Origin of the sequence: Faecalicoccus sp., assembly GCF_036552745.1 — a bacterium.
Lineage (GTDB): Bacteria > Bacillota_I > Bacilli_A > Erysipelotrichales > Erysipelotrichaceae > Faecalicoccus.
Window position 1 is genome coordinate 1 of record NZ_JAXKBY010000049.1, and the last position, 10,247, is coordinate 10,247.

At 39.1% G+C, this 10,247-nt stretch carries 10 protein-coding genes and 1 tRNA gene; 5 read left to right on the forward strand and 6 right to left on the reverse strand.

Annotation, left to right across the window (positions count from 1 at the left end; translation table 11 throughout):
* Positions 1 to 145 precede the first annotated feature (145 nt).
* From U0M88_RS02450 to U0M88_RS02460, 3 genes are read right to left on the reverse strand one after another with little or no spacing between them, the layout of a single operon-like run.
* A complete protein-coding gene (locus U0M88_RS02450; RefSeq protein WP_331868798.1) occupies positions 146 to 1,138 on the reverse strand; it encodes an aspartate-semialdehyde dehydrogenase in 993 nt (330 codons plus the stop codon).
* Positions 1,131 to 2,456, reverse strand: a complete 1,326-nt coding sequence (locus U0M88_RS02455) for an aspartate kinase (RefSeq protein ID WP_022790285.1) — start codon at positions 2,454 to 2,456, stop codon at positions 1,131 to 1,133. The genes U0M88_RS02450 and U0M88_RS02455 overlap by 8 nt, the downstream gene beginning before the upstream one ends.
* A 15-nt stretch (positions 2,457 to 2,471) precedes the next feature.
* Positions 2,472 to 3,590, reverse strand: coding sequence for a homoserine dehydrogenase (locus U0M88_RS02460; RefSeq protein ID WP_331868799.1), 1,119 nt, complete (start codon positions 3,588 to 3,590; stop codon positions 2,472 to 2,474).
* Positions 3,591 to 3,679: 89 nt separating this feature from the next.
* Here U0M88_RS02460 and thrC point away from each other — a divergent pair, with 89 nt between their 5' ends.
* The 5 genes from thrC to U0M88_RS02485 are packed head-to-tail and all read left to right on the forward strand — an operon-like array spanning position 3,680 to position 7,677.
* Positions 3,680 to 5,149 carry a threonine synthase gene (thrC, locus tag U0M88_RS02465; protein ID WP_300398660.1) on the forward strand — a complete coding sequence of 490 codons (1,470 nt, stop codon included), beginning with the start codon at positions 3,680 to 3,682 and terminating at the stop codon, positions 5,147 to 5,149.
* Positions 5,146 to 6,015 carry a homoserine kinase gene (gene thrB / locus U0M88_RS02470; protein ID WP_331868800.1) on the forward strand — a complete coding sequence of 290 codons (870 nt, stop codon included), beginning with the start codon at positions 5,146 to 5,148 and terminating at the stop codon, positions 6,013 to 6,015. Before thrC ends, thrB begins: the two co-directional genes overlap by 4 nt.
* Positions 6,008 to 6,442 carry an ACT domain-containing protein gene (locus U0M88_RS02475; protein WP_022790281.1) on the forward strand — a complete coding sequence of 145 codons (435 nt, stop codon included), beginning with the start codon at positions 6,008 to 6,010 and terminating at the stop codon, positions 6,440 to 6,442. Before thrB ends, U0M88_RS02475 begins: the two co-directional genes overlap by 8 nt.
* Entirely contained in the window at positions 6,435 to 7,139 is a 705-nt protein-coding gene (locus U0M88_RS02480; protein ID WP_331868801.1) for a TIGR01906 family membrane protein, read from the forward strand. The genes U0M88_RS02475 and U0M88_RS02480 overlap by 8 nt, the downstream gene beginning before the upstream one ends.
* Positions 7,120 to 7,677, forward strand: a complete 558-nt coding sequence (locus U0M88_RS02485; protein WP_168964841.1) for a Maf family protein — start codon at positions 7,120 to 7,122, stop codon at positions 7,675 to 7,677. Before U0M88_RS02480 ends, U0M88_RS02485 begins: the two co-directional genes overlap by 20 nt.
* A 9-nt stretch (positions 7,678 to 7,686) precedes the next feature.
* On the opposite strand, the gene U0M88_RS02490 is transcribed toward U0M88_RS02485, so the two are convergent.
* The 3 genes from U0M88_RS02490 to U0M88_RS02500 all read right to left on the reverse strand — a co-directional run.
* Positions 7,687 to 8,469, reverse strand: coding sequence for a Cof-type HAD-IIB family hydrolase (locus U0M88_RS02490; protein ID WP_331868802.1), 783 nt, complete (start codon positions 8,467 to 8,469; stop codon positions 7,687 to 7,689).
* A 557-nt stretch (positions 8,470 to 9,026) separates the two neighbouring features.
* Positions 9,027 to 9,100, reverse strand: a tRNA-Thr gene (locus tag U0M88_RS02495).
* Between the two features lie 169 nt (positions 9,101 to 9,269).
* Positions 9,270 to 10,247, reverse strand: a 978-nt coding sequence (locus U0M88_RS02500) for a hypothetical protein (RefSeq protein ID WP_331868803.1), incomplete at its 5' end; no start/stop codon positions are given.

Sequence of the window (10,247 nt, forward strand, 5' to 3'; positions counted from 1 at the left end):
ACCAGAATAATGATTATAATTTGTTTGGTTAAATTGGTTTTGTAGCATAACTAAATTATACTACAGACAAAAAGGACTGGAGTTTCCATTTAAGGAATTCCAGTCCTTTTTTAGATCTAACTTTTAACTGTTAGACCCCCTCTTTTTATTTCAAGAGTTCTTCAAGAATCTGTACGGCATTGGTGGCGGCCCCTTTACGAATCTGGTCACCACAACAGAATAGAATCATTGAATGTTTGGAAGGATCGGATAGATCTTCACGGATTCGCCCGACATAGACTAAATCTTGATCGGATGTATCTAATGGCATCGGATAGATCTTGTTTTGTGGATCATCGACAAGCTTAACGCCTGATGCATGAGCAAGCAGCTCACGCGCTTTTTGTACATCGACTTCTTTTTCACATTCAATCGTGATACTTTCAGAATGAGAACGCATGATAGGAACACGAACACAAGTACAGTTTACAAGAATATCCGGGTCATGAAGAATTTTGCGGCTCTCATTTTGAAGCTTCCACTCTTCCTTGGAAATGCCATTTTCATCAAAATCACCAATCTGAGGAATCAAATTGTAGGCAATCGGATACGGGAATGCCTGAGAAGGAATACTTGGATCTTTGACCTGATTTTCTAAATCCTGAATTCCTTTGACACCGGCACCGGACACTGCCTGATAGGTAGATACGATCATACGTTTGATCTTAAACTCCTGATGCAGCACATGGAGGGCCACTAAGGCAATGATCGTAGCACAGTTTGGATTGGCGATGATGCCCTGATTCTTTTGAATATCCTCCGGGTTGATTTCCGGGATGACCAATGGCACATTAGGATCCAAACGATAGGCGCTGGAGTTATCGACAACGATCGTACCGGCCTTTTGTGCCCATGGCATCCAAGTCTTAGTGATGTCATTTTCTGTAGCCCCTAATGCATAATCTACATTTTCAAAGCTATTTTCTGTTAACTCTTCAACAGTAATATCCTGATCCATGAAGGTAAAAACTTTACCTTTGGATCTAGCCGATGCCAACAGCTTTAGATTACAGTCAATTTTTCTTTCTTCCAGACATTGTAACATCTGCTGGCCAACAGCGCCGGTAGCCCCTACAATGGCAATGGTTTCCTTAGACATTTTGATCCTCCTTTGTGACAAACGCGTCATAGATCGATCGAATGGTTGCCTTAAAGTCTTTGCACAATACAGCAACCGTAATATTGATTTCATCACTACTTTGCGCAATCATGCGAATATTGATTTTCTGATCTCCGAGCGATTTAAATAATTTACCGGCAACACCCGGTGAATCGGACATACTCTTACCAACGGTGGAGATCAAAGCCAGATTTTCTTCAGTATGAATTTCATCAGGCTTCAGTTCCGTTTTGATTCGTGCCAGGATTTCATATAAACTATCCTGTACATCGCTTTTATTCACGACAACGCTAAACGAATCGATACCACTTGGAATATGTTCCACGCTGACATTGTACATCTCCAAAATGCTGAGGACTTTACGAATATAACCGACTTCACTGGACATGTGTTTCTTATAAATATAGATAGAGACAAAGCCCTCTTTTCCGGCAATTCCGGTAATCGCATATGGATTTTTGATGTTGGTTCTTTCCTGAATGATCGTTCCCGGATCTTCCGGATGGTTGGTATTTAAAATATGAATCGGAATGTTCGCTTCCTTGACAGGGAAAATGGCTTCTTCGTGTAAGACACTGGCTCCCATATAAGAAAGTTCACGCAATTCCGAATACGTAATATGTGTGATTTGTTTTGGATGATCGACAATTTTTGGATCAGCCATCAAAAATCCACTGACATCGGTCCAGTTTTCATACATATCCGCATTCAGACACTTTGCCAGGATCGATCCGGTGATATCGCCACCACCTCGTGAAAAGACCTGAATCTGATTGTTGGCGCTGGAGCCATAGAAACCAGGAAATACAAAATGCTCATATTGTGCACATTTTGCCTGCAGCTTGGCTGCTGTTGCCTGCATATCGATCGTCTTATCCAGATTAAAGCGGATGATATCTTTGGCATCGACAAAATCATATCCCAGATATTCCGCCATTAGCTTGGCACAAAAATACTCACCACGTGATACGATCTGTGCTTGTGTATAAGTATTTAGATTGGTATAAAATGTATCCAATTCTTTTTCAATCGGCTGCTTTAACCCTAGTTCCGTCTTGATATCGACAAAACGCTGACGAATCAAACGATAGACATTGCTGGCATCGACATGATATTGCCGGTGCGCATCTAAAAGATACAATAAATCCGTAATTTTATTGTCAGAAGAGTTTCTTTTACCCGGTGCACTGACAACAACATATTTTCGGGATGGGTCTGCCTGTACAATGGCTTTGACCTTTTTAAACTGTGTCGCATTGGCCACACTGCTTCCACCAAATTTTGTGATTTTTAACATGTTCCTCTATCCTCTTTACACCCATAAGGCAATCATCGCATCCGCATCAAATGCCTGAATGGTATCGATGATCGTTGCATCCTTTTGTTCAAACCAGTAATACGATTCATTTTCAGTGATACTTTGTTCTTTATCGGCCTTCAAGCCTTTTTTAGCACGTACGATCCAGTCGGCCTTCAAGATCGATTCATTGACTTTCTTTTCATGATTTAGACAAATCTTACGTTCTCTGTTTTCCAATGTATCGATGGCATTAGCCAACATAGCCTGTGCGGTGGCAAGCTGTCCGGCTCCCTGACCAAAATAGCCTAAGTAATCAAAGCTGTCCGCATAGATCAATTGGGCATTATAGTTATCTGGTACATTGGCCAGATAATGTCCTTTATCCAAAAAGGCCGGGGCAATGATACTGGCAAATTCACCGTCTTTTTGTTTGGATAACGAAATATGACGAATGACTTTGTCATTTGCTTTAGCCATTTTGATATCTTCGGTATTAAGCTTCGTGATGCCAATTGGTTTACGAATCGCATCGTTTTTTGTGTTATACGCCAACATATTGGTGATGTTTGTCTTATAGAAGACGTCAATACCTTCAATGTCGTTGGTTGGATCGGCTTCGGCATACCCCATGGATTGTGCCTGCTTTAAGGCCACGCTTAGCTCCATGCCATTTTTTTGCATCTGATCTAATATATAATTGGAAGTACCGTTAAAGATTCCCTGATAACCGCGAATCTCTTCTAACTTCTGCAGCTTTAAGATCGCATCTAAAAAAGGAATACCGCCGGCAACACTGGCTTCAATTTGAATAGAACCACCGGTTCTCTCGGCAATTTCAACATAACGCTCCAAATTTGGAGAGACGGTTGCCTTATTGGAGGTGATGACATGTTTACCATGTTCCAAAGCTAATGTGATCAACGTGTTTGCGGGTTCTGTACCACTCAAGCACTCAAAAACGATATCGACATCATCGGCTGTAACCATACCTTTTCCATCATTGGAGAAATAAGGAAGGTTTTCAAATTCCGGTAAAACAAAGACTTGTTTTAAATGGATGCCTTCTACGTTCTTACAAAGTATTTCCACACCTTTTCCTACGGTGCCATATCCTAATAAAACTGCGTTCATGACTTCCTCCTTGTTTAATTAAAGAAAACACTTGTTTTTAGAATGTGAACATTGTATCATATGGTATATGGTTTTTCAAGGAGGAATCTATGGAAAAAATTTATGTGTCAACCCGTGATCAAAACAGAAAAATGACCGCTAAACAAGCAATTTTGGAAGGAATTTCCAAAGATGGCGGTTTATATGTATGGCCGGACATTGATTCGGTACAGATAGACTTGCATACGATTTGTGAACAATCTTATAAGGAAAATGCATATACGATCCTGCAGCCTTTACTGCCGGATTTCAGTGAAGAAGAACTAAAAGAATGTATTGAAAATGCGTATGGACATTCTTTTTCTTCACCGGATATTACACCGGTCAAAAAAGTTGGGGATGTATATGTATTAGAGCTTTTTCATGGTCCGACCAGCGCTTTTAAAGATGTGGCCTTAACCCTTTTACCACAATTGATGTCAGCGGCTTTAAAAGCCGGTGATCAAAAGGCAATGATCTTGACGGCCACCAGTGGAGATACCGGAAAGGCAGCTTTGGAAGGCTTTAAGGATGTGGATCGCATCGGTATTTGCGTGTTCTATCCGCATCAAAAAGTCAGCCAGATTCAATACCGCCAGATGGCGACTCAACAAGGAAAGAATGTGAAAGTCTATGCGATCGAAGGAAACTTTGATGATGCCCAAAGCAAGGTAAAATCTTTGTTCCTGGATGAAGACTTGCGAAAGAAGGCCGAAGCCCAAAACGTGATCCTAACCAGTGCCAACTCTATAAATATAGGGAGACTGGTACCACAGATCGTTTATTATTTTGAAAGCTATAAATATTTAGTCAACCATGGTGAAATACAGCTGGGAGATCCTGTATCCTTTAGTGTACCGACAGGAAACTTTGGGGATGTCTTAGCTGGCTATTATGCCTGTATGATGGGATTACCGGTCAAGAAATTTTATGTCGCCAGCAATGCCAATCATGTGTTAACGGACTTTTTGACAACCGGTGTCTATGATCGCAACCGCGCGTTTGTACAAACGATTTCTCCAAGTATGGATATATTGATTTCTTCGAACTTAGAAAGACTTTTGTATTATATGTCCGGAAAGGATACCCAACTGGTATCGCAATGTATGAGTGATTTGAATACAACAGGTCGCTATCAAATTCCGGATACGCTTCTACAAAAGATTCAGTCTTTGTTTGGTTGTGCCTATCTGGATGATAAACAGACCAAAGAAACGATAGCGTCTGTCTATCAGGAATCCAAGGTTGTTTTAGATCCGCATTCGGCCATTGCGTATCAGGTTGCCAAAGATGCAAAAGAAAGACCGATCGTTGCCCTTGCGACAGCTTCTCCTTATAAGTTTTCACAGGATGTACTGGACGCCTTACATCAAAACAGTACGGATGAACTGGAAGCGATGAAACAGCTTCAAACCGTTTGTTCAGATCCGATTCCGAAAGGATTAAAAGCACTGGAAAGCCTGGAAATTCGACACAAAGAAGTGATTTCCGTCGAACAGATGAAAGATGTTGTGGAAAAGAATATGGAGGCTCTTCTATGATACAAGTACATGTTCCTGCAACCAGTGCGAACTGTTGTATCGGTTTTGACAGTTTAGGTATGGCTTTAGACTGGTGGGCAACCTTTCAATTTGAGCCAAGTAATGAACTGATTATCACAGGCTGTCCTAAAGAATATGCCAATGAAGACAATTTAGTGGTACAGTCTTTTTTGAAGACATGTCAGCATCTAAGAAAGGAAATGCCAACATTTCATCTTCATATCGATTCCGATATTCCTTTTTCCAGAGGACTAGGATCTTCATCCACCTGTGTGGTGGCCGGTATTTTAGCATGCGATGCCTGGTTTCAGACGCATTTGAATAAAATGGAAATTTTAGAGATTGCCACGGATATTGAAGGACATCCGGATAATGTGGCACCCTGTATTTTTGGGAAAGCTGTCTGCAGCTTTATGGAAGAAGGCAAGCCACGCATGATGATCGTACCTTGTGCCGATTATAAATGTTTGGCCATGATACCGGATTATCCAATCGTAACCAATGAAGCACGAAAAGTTCTTCCTTCTACTTTGAAGTATAAGGATGCTGTTTCACAGGTGGGACATGCGCTATGTTTTCTACAAGCCCTGCAGGTAGGAAATGAGATGATCCTTGCGAAATCATGTGTTGATCATCTGCATGAACCTTATCGTAAAAAGCTGATTCCGGATTATGATTCGATTCATGAGCAATGCCGGGAAATGAATCTTGCAATGTGGATTTCCGGCAGTGGCAGTACGATGCTTGCGATATCATTAGATCCGACGAAATTGAATCAATTACAGAAAGATGTCGAAACAAAACTTTCCATACAATGCAGACAGATGCCAATCGCATCCAAAGGAGCCTGGGTAGATTATGAGTAAATTTTATGTGGTTTCCAGTGACATTCTTCCGGAAGTGCTGGAAAAGGTGTTAGAAGCAAGAACGCTTTTACAATCTGGAAAAGTAAAAAGAATCAGTGAAGCCGTTAAGCAGGTGGGCATATCACGGGGAACGTACTATAAATATAAGGATACAGTATTTTCATTTTCACAGGAACAAAATAACCGCAAAGCCGTAATCACGATGACGTTGCGAAGCGAAAAGGGAACGTTATCCAAAGTTTCCTCTTTGATTTCCGCTAAACAAGTGAATATTCTGGCTATCAATCAAACCATTCCGATCAATGGTATTCATAATGTCAGCTTTACCTTGGATATCAGTGATCTGGAAGGAGATATTCAGGCCTTCCTGGATCTGATTGAAGCGATGGCTTTTGTCGATAAGGTGGATCTTGTTGCGATTGAATAGGATCTTGGCCTTTGTATGGGGCTGGCTTTTGATTGTTGTCTTTGTGATCGGCAGTGTGCATACGATGGCTTTAAATGAGAATTTTTATATCCAGCGCTATGAGAAAATGGATTTAGCCGATTCCTTACATGTTTCCCAGAACGATCTAAACAAAAGCATTGAATTATTGTTGGACTATATTCGTGACGATACCAATTCTTTAGAGGATACGATTACTATCAATGGACACACGCAAAATACCTTTAACGAAAGAGAAAAAAGTCATATGGTCGATGTAAAGGCTTTATATCAAAATGCCATAGGGGTCGGAAAAGTCAGCTTTGTTTGTTTATTGGTAATTTTGTTTTATCTGGTTATAACGCAAAAGAAGAAAACCATTGCCTATCTGACCAAAGGTCTTCTACAGGCTTCTGTTTGTTTGATTCTGGTCTTTGTGTTTTTTGGTATCTGGATCGGCATTGATTTTACCGGCTTCTGGACATGGTTTCATACGATCTTTTTTTCGAATGATCTGTGGTTATTGAATCCAGCTACGGATTTTATGATCAATATGCTGCCGGAAACGATTTTTTATCAGCTGGTGTTAAGCTGTGTTCTCATGGTTTGTGTTTTGATCATACCTTGTATTGTCTTTTCAATTTATTATCAGCGAAAGAAAGCGCCTATAGGTTTTGAATATGAAGATCATATTAGCTAGTCAATCTCCTCGAAGAAAAGAAATCTTAGAAGAAATTGGATATCAATTTGAAGTGATTCCTTCCCACACACAGGAATACTTTGATCCGGCTTTGCCTTTAGAAAAAGCCATTCAGCAGGTGGCTTATCAGAAAGCTGCGGATGTGCATGCGAAATATCCGGATGATCTGGTTATTGGCGCCGATACGGTCGTCAGCTTTCAAAATAAGATTTATGGAAAGCCAAAGGATGAACAGGAGGCATTCTCTTTTTTAAGAGATTTCAGCGGAAAATATCAGGAAGTGATGACAGGAATCTGTTTTCTATATAAGGAAAGACAACTTTGTCATACCGATATCACCAAAGTTTGGTTTCGTGATTTGAGCGATGAAGAAATATGGGATTACATTCATACCCATAATGCCTTGGATAAAGCCGGTGCTTATGGCATACAGGATAGTGACTTTATATCGCACATTGACGGCTCTTTGAGTAATGTCGTTGGTTTAGGGAAAGAAAGCATTGTAGAAATGATGAAAAAAATAAGCGACTGGCAGTAAGTAAGTCGCTTATTTTATGATCTGATATTTTTTTAAAGCATTATATAAACCATTTTCATCCACAGAATCCGTAACATAATCTGCGATTTGTTTTACTTCCTCTTTACCATTTCCCATACAAATACCGATGCCTACGCTTTTTAATAAAGGAATATCGTTGGTCGCATCACCAAAGCCTATCGTTTCTTTATGATTTAAATCATAGTACTCCATCACTTTTTGAACACCGATATCTTTCCCTCCGATAGCCGGTAATACATCGATCACATAATCAGTCCATCGATCGATTTTGATATCATGGCATCTTGTAAACAATTCTTTTTCCTGCTTTTCACTTAAATAAGGAGAAAGCTGGTAAATGGGTTGAATTCTGGCGCGTTCGATATTTTCCAATGGAGGTAAAGAGGTTCCTAATTTCTTATACTCTTCAATAACAGAATCGGTATAAAAATTCATGTATTGCCGATCTTTTTCCACAAATACACAAGGATAGGGATCTTCCTGGATATGATCTAATATCGCATCCACATCGTTTTTACTGACAGGATTACTGTAGATGGTTTCGGTTTCATTAAAACAATATTGCCCGTTTAATGTGATATAGGCATCAAACTTAAAATTTTGACAGAAATCAAATTCTTGAATTTCTGTAATATGTCTTCCGGTAGCGACAATGGTTAAAATTCCTTGTTTTTTTAACTGGTTTAATGCATACATGGCGGAGTCAGGTACTTGTTTGGTGGTGTGAGAAAGTATTGTTCCGTCAAAATCAAAAAAAATAGCTCTTATCATAATCGTGTCCTCATTTCTTAGTTATTGTAACATAGGTAAATGAGTCACTTTCAAGAGCTACCATAAAAAAATTCTTCTTACAAGATTTAATTAAGAAGGAAAACGCTAATAGAAGATGACGTAAAACTTTATGTAAAGAATTATCAGTCAATACCACTTGGCCTGTTAATCAGCGATTATCCTTGCACAATTCTTAGCAATCTGCTATATTATGCTCAGGGAGTGAGTTTAGCGTTTCGCTCTTTTTATTTTGTCATTTCTAAAATGATTTCGATTAAACGTCTAATCGCATGAATCAGAAGTCTAATCTCTTTCAAAGGGTTTATCGCTCTATCCATCATAGGCAACCCCTTTCTAATTCCGTTCCGCACGAGGCCCTAACGGCTTTATACTAAGGATTTCTTATAGAATGTTTCACTCCCTGAATAAGGGACTTACATGAATTTTCAACACCCAAATTGACTGAATACTAAATATGGGTCATTATAGAGATATAAAGAAACGAACCATTTATGAAAAATAAATGTTTACTCATAAATAGTTCGTAATAATAACAATGGTGCCTGCACGCGGAATTGAACCACGAGTTCATCCTTACCATGGATGTGTATTACCATTATACTATGCAGGCATTTGAGGCCTCTCTATTGTGCCATTGATTTCAAAAAAAATCAACTGAAATCATAAAAAGTGTTAACCATAAAAAGGCTTCAAACTTTACCAAACAAAAAATAACGAACTAAAGTGATGGTCCCAAAAGTACTTGTTAATAAAAAGATAAGCGATTACGAAAGTTTTAATTATTCATTTGTAAAAGATGTCATTTCTGAAACAAGCGTAGTTTCTTCTTGGCTTGCCTCATGAGTTGGGTTGCTAAGAATAGTGTCTTCTAAAGAGCCTTTTAGTTTTAAACAACATGGTTTGAACGACAGATAGGTCAAGCCTCCACCTATGACACCTCCAACAACAGGAATGGCTTTCTTGAAAAAACCGGAAAATACTTGTTTAGTCATATTTACACCAAACCATTTTGAAATACTTTTAACTATCGGATATATGGTGCCTTTTGTAAGAGCGGCTTTCATCATCTTTTTTTGAACACCATCAGCAAAAGCTTTTGCTAATGCTTTTATAGCGGTATTGGCACCTTGGACACCATACATTGTTCCTAAACATAAGATTAATATATTCAATGTTTCGGAATCAAACTTTTGATTATTTTCATTAGTGTCAATTTCAGGGAAACCGTAAAGATACATCAGTTTTTGAGCAGCACGTAACATATATCCATAATATTGCACGATATCAGCAGGAATAGTTGCGACCATAGAAATACCTCCTGGCATACCTAATGCAGCTGAAATACCAGAAACACAGTTTCGCTCGTATTGAATGACTTGATCAGCAATTCTATTTATATCTTCTATAGAAATTCCAGCTTGAGCCGGTGTTAAGGAAATGGCTTTCTCTATGATATCTTTAGGAAACTTTTTCATAAACTCAGCACGTAAGAATTCTTCACGTTGAATACGAACACCCGGTGTTTTCAAGCCCAGAATAATAAAGTCTTCAATATCTACTTGTCCATTTCCATTGGTATCAATTGCCTTTACAACGGATTGCTGCGCATCGTTGACCTTATCTTTTGTATAAGATGTAATAGATGAGACTGTTGAATGTGTCGAATCAATAGCTTTTTTAGGAAGCATCTGCACTAAGTGTGGGTAGAAATCATCTAAGCTCATAAGATAGTTTGATTTCATAGTATAACCGGGAAC

Coding starts and splice junctions, on each gene's coding strand:
- U0M88_RS02490 (WP_331868802.1), bottom strand. CDS start 8,469: ATGATAAGAGCTATTTTTTTTGATTTTGACGGAACAATACTTTCTCAC.
- thrC (WP_300398660.1), top strand. CDS start 3,680: ATGGAAAAAATTTATGTGTCAACCCGTGATCAAAACAGAAAAATGACC.
- thrB (WP_331868800.1), top strand. CDS start 5,146: ATGATACAAGTACATGTTCCTGCAACCAGTGCGAACTGTTGTATCGGT.
- U0M88_RS02450 (WP_331868798.1), bottom strand. CDS start 1,138: ATGTCTAAGGAAACCATTGCCATTGTAGGGGCTACCGGCGCTGTTGGC.
- U0M88_RS02460 (WP_331868799.1), bottom strand. CDS start 3,590: ATGAACGCAGTTTTATTAGGATATGGCACCGTAGGAAAAGGTGTGGAA.
- U0M88_RS02475 (WP_022790281.1), top strand. CDS start 6,008: ATGAGTAAATTTTATGTGGTTTCCAGTGACATTCTTCCGGAAGTGCTG.
- U0M88_RS02455 (WP_022790285.1), bottom strand. CDS start 2,456: ATGTTAAAAATCACAAAATTTGGTGGAAGCAGTGTGGCCAATGCGACA.
- U0M88_RS02485 (WP_168964841.1), top strand. CDS start 7,120: ATGAAGATCATATTAGCTAGTCAATCTCCTCGAAGAAAAGAAATCTTA.